Genomic DNA, 13,993 nt, shown 5'->3' on the forward strand with positions numbered 1-13,993 from the left:
ATCACCGTCGCGCCGGAGCAGGGCCGCGCCACGGCACTGGGAAAGGGCTGTCTTGAGCATTGCTGTAATGTTGTAATCACGTAAGCACTGCAACAGAGGAGCAACCCATGAGTCCCCGAGAGACCGATGAGCAGGACACCACCCGCCGAGGCCGAGGCCGCGGCGGACCGCACCACGGCGGACGCCGCGGCGGTTGGCAGAGCGCCGACCTCCCCAGCGCCGCCGACGCCCCCGCCTGGTTCGCCGGGCGCCTTCCCGACGGGTGGTTCTCCGACGTCGAGGTGACCGTCGACCGTGAGGAGATCACCGTCGTGGGCACCCTGGAGGGCACCGGTGCCGAGGGCGCGGAGGCCGAGGGCCGGATCAGCCGGTTCCGTGCCGACACGCGCGACGAGCGGATCGCGGTCGCCGGCGAGGCCGAGGCCCGCTACGGCCGCAAGGTTTCCTGGGGGGCCCGCCTCGGTGACACCGGGGCGCTCTTCACCCACGTGGCCGCACCGGTGATGACGCGGCTGCGCCAGCCGGAGCGGCAGGTGCTCGACACCCTCGTCGACGCCGGCGTGGCCCGGTCGCGCTCCGACGCGCTCGCCTGGTCGGTGCGGCTCGTCGGCGAGCACGCCGACGAGTGGCTCGGCCAGCTCCGCGAGGCGATGGCGGAGGTCGACAAGCTGCGGGGCGAGGGCCCGGCGCTCTGACGCCGGCGCCGCACTCGCCGGCACGGGGGTGGGCGACGTGCCGATGGTTGCGCGGACCGCCCCGCGAAGTCGCTCGCGGAGGGACCCGCCCGGCCCCTACGGTGACGCGCATGAGCCTCGAGCGCACCGACCCACCGGCGGCCGCCGACGAGGTGGCCACCCTGCGTGGCTTCCTCGACTACTACCGCGTGACCCTGCGCCGCCAGACCGACGGGCTGACGCAGGAGCAGCTGTCCACCCCGCTGCCGACGTCGCCGCTGACCCTGGGCGGCATGGTGAAGCACCTGACCTTCGTCGAGCACTGGTGGTTCCACGTCGTCCACACCGGTGGCGAGGCGCAGGGCATCTGGGCCGACGTCGACTGGGAGGCGGACGAGGACTGGGACTGGCACTCCGCCGTCCACGACAGCCCCGACCAGCTCCGAGGCCGGCACGAGGCGGAGGTGGCCCGCTCCCAGGTGGTGCTCGACGCGGCGCTGGCCCGCGACGGCCTCGACCAGCTCTCCGAGCGGGCACGCCACGGCAGACGGGCCAGCCTGCGCTGGATCCTCGTGCACCTGATCGAGGAGTACGCCCGGCACGCCGGCCACGGCGACCTGATCCGAGAGGCCATCGACGGAGAGGTGGGCCTGTGACCATCCGGCCCATCACCGAGGGCGACTGGCCGGCGGTGCACGCGATCTTCGACACCGTCGTCACCGACGGTGAGACCTACGCCTACCCCGCCGACCTCACGCCCGAGCAGGCCCGCGACCTCTGGGTCGAGCAGCCGCCCGGACTGACCGTCGTGCTGGAGCAGGACGGCGTGGTGCTCGGCAGCGCGAAGATGGGCCCCAACCGCCCAGCCGGCGGCTCGCACATCGGCACCGCGTCGTTCATGGTGTCGCCGGCCGCCCGCGGACAGGGGGTCGGTCGACGCCTCGGCGAGCTCGTGGTCGACTGGCACCGCGAGCAGGGCTACCGCGGCATCCAGTTCAACGCGGTCGTCGAGAGCAACACCGCGGCGGTGCGCCTGTGGCAGGCGCTGGGGTTCCGCGTCGTCGGCACGGTGCCCGGTGCCTTCCGGTCACCGACCCACGGCTACGTGGGGCTGCACGTGATGTTCCTCGACCTCACGTCCTAGCCGCCGGGTGCGGCAGGCCGCCCTCGCCTGAGCGGACCGCGGCGCGTTGGGGCGCTGAGTAGTTTGGGAAGGTGACCACCGCTCCCACCGTCAAGACGCTCGGCGAGCTGCGCGCCTCCGGGCACGAGCTGACCTCCCTGCGCAGCGAGATCCGCACCAACCTGCTCCGCAGGCTCGCCGCCGGGGAGGACCCGTGGCCCGGGCTGCACGGCTTCGAGCACACCGTGATCCCGCAGGTGGAGCGCGCCCTGCTCGCCGGCCACGACATCGTGCTGCTCGGCGAGCGGGGCCAGGGCAAGACGAGGCTGCTGCGCACGATCGTCGGCCTGCTCGACGAGTGGACCCCCGTCATCGAGGGCTCGGAGCTCGGCGAGCACCCCTACGACCCCATCACCCACGCCTCGCAGCGCCGGGCGCGCGAGCTGGGCGACCACCTGCCGGTCGCGTGGCGCCACCGCGACGAGCGGTACGCCGAGAAGCTGGCGACCCCCGACACCTCCGTGGCCGACCTGATCGGCGACGTCGACCCGATGAAGGTGGCCGAGGGCCGGATGCTCGGCGACCCGGAGACCATCCACTTCGGCCTCATCCCGCGCAGCCACCGCGGCATCGTGGCGATCAACGAGCTGCCCGACCTCGCCGAGCGGATCCAGGTGGCGATGCTCAACGTCATGGAGGAGCGCGACATCCAGGTGCGCGGCTACGTGCTGCGGCTGCCGATCGACACCCTCGTGCTGGCCAGCGCCAACCCGGAGGACTACACCAACCGCGGGCGCATCATCACCCCGCTCAAGGACCGCTTCGGTGCCGAGATCCGCACCCACTACCCGGCCGAGCTGGACGCCGAGGTGGCGGTCATCCGGCAGGAGGCCGACCTCGTGGCCGAGGTCCCGGACCACCTCGTGGAGATCCTGGCCCGGTTCACCCGCGGGCTGCGCGGCTCCTCCTCGGTCGACCAGCGCAGCGGCGTCAGCGCCCGCTTCGCCATCGCCGGGGCCGAGACCGTGGCCGCCGCCGCGCTGCGTCGCGCGACGGTGCACGGCGAGGAGCACGCCGTCGCCCGCGTCGTCGACCTCGAGACGGCTGTCGACGTGCTCGGCGGCAAGGTCGAGTTCGAGACGGGCGAGGAGGGCCGAGAGGGCGACATCCTGACCCACCTGCTCCGCTCCGCCACGGCCGAGACGGTGCGCCGGCACTTCCGCGGCCTCGACTTCGCGCTGCTGGTCGACGCCATCGAGGCGGGATCCATGGTCACCACGGGCGAGCACGTCACGGCGCGCGACTTCCTGACCGGCCTGCCCGTGCTGGGCGAGGCCGAGCTGTACGACGAGGTGTGCGACCGCCTCGGCGCGACCGACGACGGCACCCGCGCGGCGGCCGTCGAGCTCGCGCTCGAGGGGCTGTTCCTGGCCCGCAAGGTCGGCAAGGACAGCGACGGCTCGGAGACGGTCTACGGATGAGCGGCCACCGGGTCGACGGGTGGATGAGGAGAGAGCCGTGAGCAGGTACACCCGCTACGGCGGCGGCGACCCGCTGGCGCCGCCCGTGGACCTCGCCGAGGCGCTCGACGCCATCGGCCAGGAGGTGATGGCCGGCTACTCGCCGGAGCGCGCGATGCAGGAGTTCCTGCGCCGCGGCGGCAGGGACCAGGCCGGCCTCGACGACCTGGCGCGCCGGGTCGCGGAGAAGCGGCGCGAGCTGCTCGCCCGCAACAACCTCGACGGCACGCTCCAGGAGGTGCGCGAGCTGCTCGACACCGCCGTGCTCGAGGAGCGCAAGCAGCTGGCCCGCGACGTCACCATGGACGACGGCGACCGGGCGTTCCGCGAGATGCAGCTCGAGGGCCTCCCACCCTCGACGGCTGCCGCGGTGAGCGAGCTGGCGTCCTACGACTGGACGAGCCAGGAGGCCCGCGCGGCCTACGAGCAGATCAAGGACCTGCTCGGCCGGGAGGTGCTCGACCAGCGGTTCGCCGGCATGAAGCAGGCGCTGGAGAACGCCACCGACGAGGACCGCGCCGCGGTCAACGAGATGCTGCGCGACCTCAACGAGCTGCTCGAGAAGCATCGCCTCGGCGACGACACGGAGCAGGAGTTCCGCGACTTCATGGACAAGCACGGCGACTTCTTCCCGGAGGACCCGCAGACGATCGAGGAGCTGATGGACGCCCTCGCCGCCCGCAGCGCGGCGGCCCAGCGGATGATGAACTCGATGAGCGCCGAGCAGCGGGCCGAGCTCATGCAGCTCTCGCAGCAGGCCTTCGGGTCGCCCGAGCTGATGCAGCAGCTCTCCCGCATGGACGACAACCTGCGGGCGCTCCGCCCGGGCGAGGACTGGAGCGGCTCGGAGGAGTTCGGTGGCGACGAGGGCCTCGGCCTCGGCGACGGCACCGGCGCCCTCCAGGACCTCGCCGACCTCGACGCGCTCGCCGAGCAGCTCTCGCAGTCCTACGGCGGCGCCCGGATGGACGACGTCGACCTCGACAGGCTGGCCCGCCAGCTGGGCGACGACGCGGCCGTCGACGCGCGCACCCTCGCCGAGCTGGAGAGGGCGCTGCGCGAGTCCGGCTACCTCAAGCGCGGCTCCGACGGCGAGCTGCGGCTGAGCCCCCGGGCGATGCGCGAGCTCGGCAAGGCGCTGCTGCGCGACGTCGCGACCCGGCTCACCTCACGGCAGGGGCAGCGCGACGTGCGCCAGTCCGGGGCGGCCGGCGAGCGCTCCGGTGCCACCCGCCAGTGGGCCTTCGGCGACACCGAGCCGTGGGACGTGCCCCGCACGATCGGCAACGCCGTGCGTCGTACGGCGGGGGAGGGCGGCGTCTCCGGGCGGGTCCGGATCCATGTCGACGACATCGAGGTGCAGGAGACCGAGGCCCGCACCCAGGCGGCGGTGGCGCTGCTGGTGGACACCTCGTTCTCGATGGCGATGGACGGACGGTGGGTGCCGATGAAGCGCACCGCGCTGGCCCTGCACTCGCTGATCCGGAGCCGCTTCCGCGGTGACGACCTGCAGCTGATCTCGTTCGGCCGGGCGGCTCGCACCATGGAGATCGAGGAGCTCACCGCGCTCGACGCCCGGTGGGACAAGGGCACCAACCTGCACCACGCGCTGCTGCTGGCCAACCGGCACTTCCGCAAGCACCCGAACGCGCAGCCGGTGCTGCTCGTGGTGACCGACGGCGAGCCGACCTCGCACCTCGAGCCGCACGGCGAGGTGTACTTCGAGTACCCGCCCCACCCGCTCACGATCGCCTACGCCGTCCGCGAGCTCGACAACGCGGGCCGGCTCGGCGCGCAGGTGACCTTCTTCCGGCTGGGCGAGGACCCGGGCCTGGCGCGCTTCGTCGACTCGATGGCCAAGCGGGTCGACGGCCGGGTGGTGGCACCCGAGCTGGACGACCTCGGTGCCGCGGTGGTCGGCTCCTACCTGGGCTCGCGCGCCCCCTCGGGCCAGGCCGACTACCGCGACTGGTTCGGCGGCCGCGGCTTCTGGGCCGGCTAGGAGCCGGCCCAGAAGCGGGCGTCAGGACCGTCCGGGCTCAGTCGTCGGGACCCGACTCCGAGCCGGTGTCGCCGGTGGGCTCCGCGTCGGCCGGCATGACCGCGTGCGGGCCGCTGTCGGGCGAGCCCTGGGCGGGGTCGTACTCACCGTCGGCCGCGGGACCGTCGCTGGTCGACGACGGCTCGCTGTCCTCCGCCGCGTCGTCCAGGTGGCCGAGCCGGTCGCTCTGGTCGCTCTGGTCGCTCATGGGGGTTCCTCTCGTCGTGGGTGCACTGACGGTGTCAGGTACCCCGTGTCGAGGACAAGCGTCGCTCAGCCGGCGAAACCGGGCAGGTGCTCGGTGAGGATCGCCCGGAACGGCGCCTCCGTCTCGAGCAGGCTCAGCAGGCCGATGCCGCCCAGCCACGTGCGGTGGATGAGCAGGTACGACGTCGGCAGGTTCAGCCGCGTGGCCACCGCGAACTCGGGCTGCCGCGGGTCGTTGACCCGCTCGAACTGCGTGCGCATCCACTCCCGGCTGAAGCGGAACCTTTCGACCCGGGTGGGGTCGACGAACGGCGAGAGGTAGTCGAAGACCAGCTGCGGGTCGACCTGGATGCCCGGCTTGATGAAGCCCTCGCTCCGCAGGGCCTCGACCAGCGCCTCGGGATCGTCCTGCGCGGCGACCCGCATCAGGCGGCCCATGGAGGCGGGCAGGTGGCGGTCCGGGAGCCGGGCGACGGCGCCGAAGTCGAGGACCCCCAGCCTGCCGGGGCTGCCGTCGGCGTTCGGGAGGGGCCGGAAGTTCCCGGGGTGGGGGTCGGCGTGCAGCATGCCGGTGCGTGCGGGCCCGGAGAACAGGAAGCGCGCAAGCAGCTCGCCGTAGTGGTCGCGCTCCTCCCGCGTGCCGTCGGCGATGATCGTCGCCAGCGAGCCGGGGGAGTCCATCCACTCGCTGACCAGCACCAAGGGCCCGGCGTGCACGACCTCGGGCACGACGACCTGGGGGTCGTCGCTGAACGCCTCGGCGAACGCGGCCTGCGCCTCGCCCTCGAGCTCGTAGTCGAGCTCGTCGGCCGCTCGGGCCTGCAGCTCCTCGACGAGGGGCTTGATGTCGATGCCGGGAAAGACCGGCGCCACGCTGCGGGCCACGCGGGCGAGCTGGCGCAGGTCGCTCATCAGCGCCTCGCCGGCGCCGGGGTACTGCACCTTGACCGCCACGTCGCGGCCGTCGTGCCACCGGCCACGGTGCACCTGACCGATGGAGGCCGCCGCGGCCTGGCCGCCGTCGAGCCACACCAGCCGCTCGCGCCAGTCGGGGCCCATCGAGCGCGCGATCTGGTCACGCACGGTCTGCGTGGGCATCGGGGGAGCGGAGTCCTGCAGCTTCACCAGCTGCTCGCGGTAGGGCTTGACGAGATCCTCGGGCAGCGCGGACTCCAGCACCGAGAGGGCCTGACCGAACTTCATCGCCCCGCCCTTGAGCTCGCCCAGCGTGCGGAAGAGCTGCTCGGCCGTGCGCTGCTGGATCTCGGTGAGCACCACGTCGGCGGACTGGCCGCCGAGGCGCCGGCCGAACCCCAGCGCCGACCTGCCGGCGTACCCGAGGGGGAGTGCCGCCAGGCGGGCACCCCGGGCGAAGGCCTTGCGAGGGAGCTCGGTCATGGGCCCATTGTCCGTGATGGTTGGTTGATCGCGCTCGTCACGCGCCGAGAAGGCCCCGAGCGTAGCCCATCTGGCCGACGTGCTGGGTGACGTCGTTGACGACGCTGACGAGCCGGGACGACACCGTGACCGGGGGGTCCCAGGAGTCGTCGACGACGCGCTCGGCGTCCTCGCCGGCCAGCTGGCGGAGGACCTCGCGGGTGCGGTGCCAGGTCGCGGCCCAGTAGCCGGTCAGCGACGCTGCGTCGGCGCGGAAGGCTCCCACCTCGGCGCTGGACTGCCCGTACCCCGTGGCGCCGGCGTCGTAGGGCAGGTCGAGACGCACACGCCACTCCTCCCACACCTGCGGCGCGCCGACCAGGTCGGCGAGGTGGCCGTCGAGCACGCGGGTCAGGTGCCAGGCCAGCCAGCCGACCGGGTTGGCGTCCGGTCCGGGCCGTCGGGCGAGGTCGTCGGGGTCCAGCCCCTCCAGGGTCGCGGTGAGGGACTCGTCGACGCGGCTGAGCGCGTCCTCGACCACGGTCAGCCAGGTGTGCGTCATGCCTCCAGTCTGGTCCGGGACCGGGGCCGGCGCTACGTCCCCGGGGTGGAGCCACGACCACCCGCTCGCCAGGACGACCCCCCGGCGGGACGCGGAGGACCCCGCGCCCAGGAGGCGCGGGGTCCGGGTCGGGTGGGGCTCAGGCCGTGGCGGGGAACCGCACGCCGGTGTTGGCGTGGCAGCGGTACCCCATCGGGTTCTTGGCGAGGTACTGCTGGTGCTGGTCCTCGGCGTAGAAGTACGGCGTCTCGGAGGCCGGCCGGATCTCGGTGGTGATGTCACCGAGGCGGCGGCGCGAGAGCTCGTCGCCGTACACCTTCGTCAGGTCGCGGGCGGTCTGCTCCTGCTCGGGAGTGGTCCAGTAGATCGCCGAGCGGTACTGCGTGCCGACGTCGTTGCCCTGGCGCATGCCCTGCGTCGGGTCGTGGATCTCGAAGAACCGCTTCACCAGGTCGGCGAAGGACACGACCGTGGGGTCGAAGACGACGCGCACGGCCTCGGTGTGGCCGGTGCGGCCCGAGCACACCTGCTCGTAGGAGGGGTTCGGGGTGATGCCGCCGGCGTAGCCGACGGAGGTGGACCAGACGCCCGGGACCTGCCAGTAGATCTCCTCGGCTCCCCAGAAGCAGCCGAGCCCGAAGATCGCGACCTCCAGGCCGGCGGGGACGTCGTCGGTGATGACGGGGGCATCGAGCACCACGTGGCGCTCGGAGACACCGAACCAGCGGGCCTCGCGCCCGCGCAGGGCCTCGTCGGCGGTGGGAAGGGTGGACTTGGTGCGGCCGAACATGCGGTCTCCCGTCGTCGAGGGATGGTGCTTGCTCCATCTCAACCGCCCACCGCCCCCCGATGTTCCCCTCACCGCCGGGCGCCTAGGCTCGGAGGGTGAGCGAACAGCAGCACCGCAGCAAGTCCGGGTTCGACACGCGTGCGATCCACGCCGGCTTCGAGCCCGACCCGACCACCGGGGCCGTGATCGCGCCCATCTACGCCACCTCGACCTACAAGCAGGACGGCGTCGGCGGGATGCGCGGCGGCTACGAGTACAGCCGCTCCGCCAACCCCACGCGCACCGCGCTGGAGGGCGTGATGGCGGCCCTCGAGGAGGGCGAGCGCGGCTTCGCCTTCGCCTCCGGCCTCGCCGCCGAGGACACCCTCGTGCGGGCGCTGTGCCGGCCCGGCGACCACGTGGTGATCCCCGACGACGCGTACGGCGGCACCTACCGCCTCTTCGACAAGGTCGAGCAGGTCTGGGGCCTGGACCACAGCCCGGCGCCGGTCTCCGACGTCGACGCGATGCGCGCGGCGATCCAGCCCGGGCGGACCAAGCTGGTCTGGGTGGAGACGCCCACCAACCCCAAGCTGAACATCGGCGACATCGAGGCGCTGGCGTCGGTGGCCCACGACGCCGGGGCGCTGCTCGTGGTCGACAACACCTTCGCCTCGCCGTACCTCCAGCAGCCGCTGACGCTCGGCGCCGACGTGGTGGTGCACTCGACCACGAAGTACTGCGGCGGGCACTCCGACGTCGTCGGGGGAGCGCTCGTCGTGCGCGACCTCGAGGTCGCCGAGCGGGTGGCGTTCCACCAGAACTCCATCGGCGCCGTCGCCGGCCCCTTCGACTCCTTCCTCACCCACCGGGGCCTGAAGACGCTGGCCGTGCGGATGGAGCGGCACTGCGACAACGCCGAGCAGGTCGTCGACTTCCTCTCCCGGCACGACCGGGTGGAGCAGGTGATCTACCCCGGCCTCGAGGAGCACCCGGGCCACGCGGTCGCCGCGAAGCAGATGAAGCGCTTCGGCGGCATCGTGAGCTTCCGGGTCACCGGCGGCGAGCAGCACGCGCTCGACGTCTGCGCGGCCGCCGAGGTCTTCACGCTCGCGGAGTCGCTGGGCGGCATCGAGTCGCTGATCGAGCACCCCGGCCGGATGACCCACGCGTCGGTGGCCGGCACCAGCCTCGAGGTCCCCGCCGACCTCATCCGCCTCAGCGTGGGCATCGAGACGGTCGACGACCTCCTCGGCGACCTCGACCGTGCCCTCTCCGTCGGCTGACCCGGGCGCCGGCACGGTCGTCTGCGTCGACTTCGGCTCCACGTTCACCAAGGCCGGCCTGGTCGACCTCGCCCGGGGCCGCATCGTGGCCGCGGCCTCGCACCCGACCACCATCGGCACCGACGTCCTCGACGGGTACGACGCGTGCCTGGCGCGGCTGGTCGAGCAGGACCCCCGGGCCGCGGACGCCGCGGTGCTGGCCTGCTCGTCCGCCGGTGGCGGGCTGCGGATAGCGGTCGTCGGGAACGAGGAGCTCGTCACCGCCGAGGCCGGCCGCCGGGTGGCGCTGTCCAGCGGTGGCAGGGTCGTGGCGGTGCTCTCCGGCGGCCTCGACGACGCGGCGCTGAGCCGCCTGCGGGCGGCCGAGCCCGACGTGCTGCTGCTCGTGGGCGGCACCGACGGCGGCAACGCCGAGGTGCTGGAGGCCGACGCGGGCCTCCTCTCCCGCAGCGGGTGGTCCGGCCCGGTGGTGGTGGCGGGGAACGTGGAGTCGCAGGACCTCATCGAGGCCCGCTTCCGTGAGTCGCGGACGCCGTACGTGCTGGCCGACAACGTCGTGCCCCGCATCGGCGTGCTCGCCCCCGACTCGGCGCGCTCGGCGATCCGCGAGGTGTTCCTCGCCCACGTCATCGGCGGCAAGCACCTCAGCAGCCGCGCCGACTTCGTCGCGATGGTCGCCGGCGCCACCCCCGACGTCGTGCTCACCGGCGTCGAGCTGCTCTCCCGGGGGCTGGACGAGGAGCGACCCGGCGCCGGCGACGTGGTCGTCGTCGACGTGGGCGGCGCCACCACCGACGTGCACAGCGTCGTCGAGCTCGACCCGGAGGACGCAGGCCTCGCCCGTGAGGTGGTCGCCACGACGCCGGTCACCCGCACCGTCGAGGGGGACCTGGGCATGCGCTGGTCGGCGGTCACCACCGCCGCCGGTGCCGGCTTCGACGACCTCGCGGAGGCCGCTGCGCTGCGGCAGGCCGACCCCGGCTTCCTCCCCGCTGACGACGCGGGCGCCGAGGACGACGAGGCGCTGGCCCGGGCCGCCGTCGGCCTCGCCCTGCGGCGCCACGCGGGCCGCAGCAAGGTGGTGCTCAGCCCCGAGGGCCGGGTGGTCGAGCGCACGGGCAAGGACCTGCGAGAGGTCGGCCTGCTCATCGGGTCGGGAGGCGTGCTGCGCAACGGCCGGCCCGGTGTCGCCGAGCGCGTCTTCGCCGGGTCCACGGGCGCCGACGTCGACGGCGGGTGGCAGCTGCCGCGGGCACCGCGCACCGTGGTCGACCACGACTACGTGCTCGCGGCGGCCGGCCTGCTGGCGCGGACACATCCGGAGGCGGCGTACGGGCTGGTTCGCCGTCTCTCGCACGCGCCCGGTGAGTAGCCTGTCTCAGTGACCACCCAGGAGCCCCGGTTCCGCCTTCCCGGCCGAGGCTCGAGGGCGAGCCAGATCGACGCCGAGCGGCTGAGCGACCGGCTCACCCAGCAGCTGGCTGCCCAGTGGGCGCTGATCCGCGCCGAGCGCCGGTCCGACCCCGATCCGATCACCACCGGGGAGACCAACTTCCGGCCGGCCCAGGTGCCGTGGGGGCTCGACCTGGCGGCGGCGTGGGGCTGGCGCTTCCTGGTGATCTCCCTGGCCGGCTACGTCATCTTCCGCACGCTCACCTTCTTCGGCCTGGTGACCCTCCCGCTGGCCGTGGCCCTGCTCATCGCGGCGCTGGTCTCACCCCTGGTCCGCCTGCTCACCGCGGTCGGGCTGCCCCGGGGGCTGGCCAGCCTGCTCGTCGTCCTCGGCGGCATCACGGTCGTCTCGCTCCTGCTCACGGTCGCCGGCCAGCAGGTGGCCAACGGCGCCGCCGACCTCGCCGACCAGGTGGTCGAGGGGCTGGAGCAGATCCGTGAGTGGCTCCGCGACGGGCCCCTGCACGCCTCCGACAGCCAGATCAACCGCTACATCGAGGAGGCGCAGGCGGCGATCACCGAGCGCAGCCAGGACACCGCGGTCGTCGGCCAGCTCGCCGGGGTCGGTGCCGCGCTCGGCAACGTCGTGGCCGGGCTGTTCATCATCCTGTTCGCCAGCTACTTCTTCCTCGCCGACGGCGACCGCATCTGGGCGTGGCTGGTGCGACTCGCGCCGCGGGCCGCCCGCCAGGCCATCGACGGCTCCGGGCGCGTCGCCTGGATCTCGCTGACCCAGTTCGTGCGGGCCACGGTGATCGTGGCGCTGGTCGACGCGGTGGGCATCGTGATCGTCGCCGCCGCGCTCGGCGTCCCGTTCGTGCTGGCCATCGGCGTGCTCGTCTTCCTGGGCGCCTTCGTGCCGCTGGTCGGCGCCACGGTCGCAGGCACCGTGGCCGTGCTGGTGGCCCTGGTCGACCAGGGCCCGTTCACGGCCCTGCTGATGCTGGGCGGCGTGATCCTCGTGCAGCAGATCGAGGGCCAGGTCCTCCAGCCGTTCCTGATGGGCCGGTTCGTGTCCATGCACCCGTTGGGCGTCGTCGTGGCCATCGGCTGCGGCGTGCTGGTGGCCGGCATCGCCGGTGCGCTGATCGCGGTGCCCCTCGCCGCCGCGGTCAACGCGGTGGCGCAGCACCTGTCCGAGCGCTCGCCGAGCGCTCCCGACCCCGACGAGGTACCCCCGCTGGCCGACGACCCCGGCGAGAGCGACCAGCTGGATGACGGCTCCGACGACCACCACCAGGACGACGACGAGAGGGAGGTGGAGGATGACGCAGCGCAGCGCTGATCCCACCGCGGCCTGCACGCTGGCCGACATCGAGAACGCCCGCGCGGCGATCGCCGGCACGGCGGTGGTGACGCCGATGGAGGAGTCCCGGTGGCTCTCCGCGCTGGCCGGCGGGCGCGTGGACCTCAAGTGCGAGAACCTCCAGCGCACCGGATCGTTCAAGATCCGCGGTGCCTACATGCGCATCTCCCGGCTCGGCGCCGAGGAGCGCCGCCACGGCGTCGTGGCCGCCTCCGCCGGCAACCACGCGCAGGGGGTCGCCCTGGCCGCCACCTCGCTCGGCATCCGCAGCACGGTCTTCATGCCCGAGGGCGCCCCCATCCCCAAGGAGAAGGCGACCCGCGCGTACGGCGCCGACGTGGTCTTCCACGGCCGCTACCTCGAGGACGCGCTGGTGCGGGCCCGCGAGTTCGCCGCCGAGACGGGTGCCACCCTGATCCACCCGTTCGACCACGTCGACATCGTCGCCGGCCAGGGCACCTGCGGGCTGGAGATCCTCGAGCAGTCGCCCGACGTGCGCACGGTGCTCGTGCCCGCAGGCGGCGGCGGGCTGCTGGCGGGCATCGCCATCGCGGTCAAGGCCCTGCGCCCGGACGTGCGCGTCGTCGGGATCCAGGCCGAGGGCGCCGCGGCGTTCCCCGCCTCGCTGCGCGACGGCCGGCCGGTGCCGCTGTCGTCGATGAAGACGATGGCCGACGGCATCGCCGTCGGGTGCCCCGGTGAGATCACCTTCGCCGCCGTCCGCGACCACGTCGACGAGATCCTCACGGTCTCCGAGGAGTCGCTCTCCCGCGCGCTGCTGGCGCTGGTCGAGCGGGCCAAGATGGTCGTCGAGCCGGCGGGCGCCGCGGCGGTCGCCGCCATGCTCGACGACCCGACCCGCTGGGAGACGCCGTCGGTGGCCGTCCTCTCCGGCGGCAACATCGACCCCCTGCTGCTCGGCAAGGTCATCCGTCACGGCCTGGCCAGTGCCGGGCGCTACCTCTACCTGCGCGTCTGCATCCCCGACGTGCCGGGCGGGCTCGCCAGCCTCCTGACCGAGGTGAGCGAGGTGGGGGCCAACGTGCTGGAGGTGGCCCACGAGCGGATCTCCGCGAGCCTGGACCTCGACCAGGTGGAGGTCAGCCTCCAGCTCGAGACGCGCGGCGAGCCGCACGCGGAGGCCGTCAAGGACCGGCTGCGCCAGCACGGCTACCGCGTCTACGACTGAGCGTGGCCTCCGAAGCTCCTTGACACCCCGCCGTGCAGGACTAGCGTGCCAGGTGAGCGGCTCGGGCACTCCCGACCCGAGGGAGCACGACATGCTGAACGACAGCACGGTGACGGCCAACATCCCGGCCGCCGACCTCGACCGGGCCCGGCGCTTCTACGCCGACACGCTCGGTCTCACCCCCGCCGGCGAGAACCCCGGCGGACTGGTCTACACGACGGCAGGCGGAACCTCGTTCTACCTCTACGAGACCGAGTACGCCGGTCAGGCCGGCCACACGATCGCCCAGTGGCACGTCGCCGACGTGTCGGCCGAGGTGGAGGCGCTCAAGGCCAACGGGATCACCTTCGAGCACTACGACCTGCCGGGCGTGACCTGGCAGGGCGACATCGCGTTCGCGGCGGAGATGGGCCACGCGGCGTGGTTCAAGGACAGCGAGGGCAACATCATGTGCATCGACGACGCGAGCACGGGCTGACCCACCGGG

The 13,993-nt window shown here is 73.3% G+C and carries 14 protein-coding genes; 10 read left to right on the forward strand and 4 right to left on the reverse strand.

Features of this window, described 5'->3' with window-relative positions; all coding sequences use genetic code 11:
• Nucleotides 1–107: 107 nt before the first annotated feature.
• From QZX64_RS03200 to QZX64_RS03220, 5 genes are all read left to right on the forward strand, one after another.
• The gene (locus tag QZX64_RS03200; RefSeq protein ID WP_295656912.1) at nt 108–695 is read left to right on the forward strand and encodes a hypothetical protein; all 588 of its coding nucleotides are present in this window, start codon (nt 108–110) and stop codon (nt 693–695) included.
• Nucleotides 696–805: 110 nt separating this feature from the next.
• A complete protein-coding gene (locus tag QZX64_RS03205) occupies nt 806–1,330 on the forward strand; it encodes a DinB family protein (protein ID WP_295656913.1) in 525 nt (174 codons plus the stop codon).
• Nucleotides 1,327–1,818: a GNAT family N-acetyltransferase gene (locus QZX64_RS03210; RefSeq protein WP_295656914.1), complete on the forward strand. Its 492-nt coding sequence runs from the start codon at nt 1,327–1,329 to the stop codon at nt 1,816–1,818. The genes QZX64_RS03205 and QZX64_RS03210 overlap by 4 nt, the downstream gene beginning before the upstream one ends.
• Nucleotides 1,819–1,889: 71 nt before the next feature.
• Nucleotides 1,890–3,278: a magnesium chelatase gene (locus QZX64_RS03215; protein WP_295656915.1), complete on the forward strand. Its 1,389-nt coding sequence runs from the start codon at nt 1,890–1,892 to the stop codon at nt 3,276–3,278.
• A 37-nt stretch (nt 3,279–3,315) separates the two neighbouring features.
• Nucleotides 3,316–5,319, forward strand: coding sequence for a VWA domain-containing protein (locus QZX64_RS03220; RefSeq protein WP_295656917.1), 2,004 nt, complete (start codon nt 3,316–3,318; stop codon nt 5,317–5,319).
• A gap of 37 nt (nt 5,320–5,356) precedes the next feature.
• On the opposite strand, the gene QZX64_RS03225 is transcribed toward QZX64_RS03220, so the two are convergent.
• From QZX64_RS03225 to msrA, 4 genes are all read right to left on the reverse strand, one after another.
• Nucleotides 5,357–5,566, reverse strand: coding sequence for a hypothetical protein (locus QZX64_RS03225; protein ID WP_295656919.1), 210 nt, complete (start codon nt 5,564–5,566; stop codon nt 5,357–5,359).
• A 65-nt stretch (nt 5,567–5,631) separates the two neighbouring features.
• Complete coding sequence (locus QZX64_RS03230; protein ID WP_295656921.1) at nt 5,632–6,963, reverse strand: AarF/ABC1/UbiB kinase family protein; 1,332 nt, start codon at nt 6,961–6,963, stop codon at nt 5,632–5,634.
• Nucleotides 6,964–7,000: 37 nt separating this feature from the next.
• Nucleotides 7,001–7,504 carry a mycothiol transferase gene (locus tag QZX64_RS03235; protein WP_295656923.1) on the reverse strand — a complete coding sequence of 168 codons (504 nt, stop codon included), beginning with the start codon at nt 7,502–7,504 and terminating at the stop codon, nt 7,001–7,003.
• 139 nt (nt 7,505–7,643) lie between these two features.
• Nucleotides 7,644–8,294 (reverse strand): peptide-methionine (S)-S-oxide reductase MsrA, encoded by a 651-nt coding sequence (gene msrA, locus QZX64_RS03240; RefSeq protein WP_295656925.1) that lies wholly within the window; start codon nt 8,292–8,294, stop codon nt 7,644–7,646.
• A gap of 95 nt (nt 8,295–8,389) precedes the next feature.
• Here msrA and QZX64_RS03245 point away from each other — a divergent pair, with 95 nt between their 5' ends.
• The 5 genes from QZX64_RS03245 (at nt 8,390) to QZX64_RS03265 (ending at nt 13,984) form a co-directional block, all read left to right on the forward strand.
• Nucleotides 8,390–9,559, forward strand: a complete 1,170-nt coding sequence (locus QZX64_RS03245) for a cystathionine gamma-synthase (RefSeq protein WP_295656927.1) — start codon at nt 8,390–8,392, stop codon at nt 9,557–9,559.
• Nucleotides 9,540–10,931: a glutamate mutase L gene (locus QZX64_RS03250; RefSeq protein WP_295656929.1), complete on the forward strand. Its 1,392-nt coding sequence runs from the start codon at nt 9,540–9,542 to the stop codon at nt 10,929–10,931. The genes QZX64_RS03245 and QZX64_RS03250 overlap by 20 nt, the downstream gene beginning before the upstream one ends.
• A gap of 9 nt (nt 10,932–10,940) precedes the next feature.
• Complete coding sequence (locus QZX64_RS03255) at nt 10,941–12,296, forward strand: AI-2E family transporter (protein WP_295656930.1); 1,356 nt, start codon at nt 10,941–10,943, stop codon at nt 12,294–12,296.
• Nucleotides 12,277–13,506 (forward strand): threonine ammonia-lyase, encoded by a 1,230-nt coding sequence (gene ilvA / locus QZX64_RS03260; RefSeq protein WP_295656931.1) that lies wholly within the window; start codon nt 12,277–12,279, stop codon nt 13,504–13,506. The genes QZX64_RS03255 and ilvA overlap by 20 nt, the downstream gene beginning before the upstream one ends.
• A gap of 91 nt (nt 13,507–13,597) precedes the next feature.
• Nucleotides 13,598–13,984 (forward strand): VOC family protein, encoded by a 387-nt coding sequence (locus QZX64_RS03265; protein ID WP_295656932.1) that lies wholly within the window; start codon nt 13,598–13,600, stop codon nt 13,982–13,984.
• Nucleotides 13,985–13,993 lie beyond the last annotated feature (9 nt).

Source organism: uncultured Nocardioides sp. (assembly GCF_902805925.1).
Classification (GTDB): domain Bacteria; phylum Actinomycetota; class Actinomycetes; order Propionibacteriales; family Nocardioidaceae; genus Nocardioides.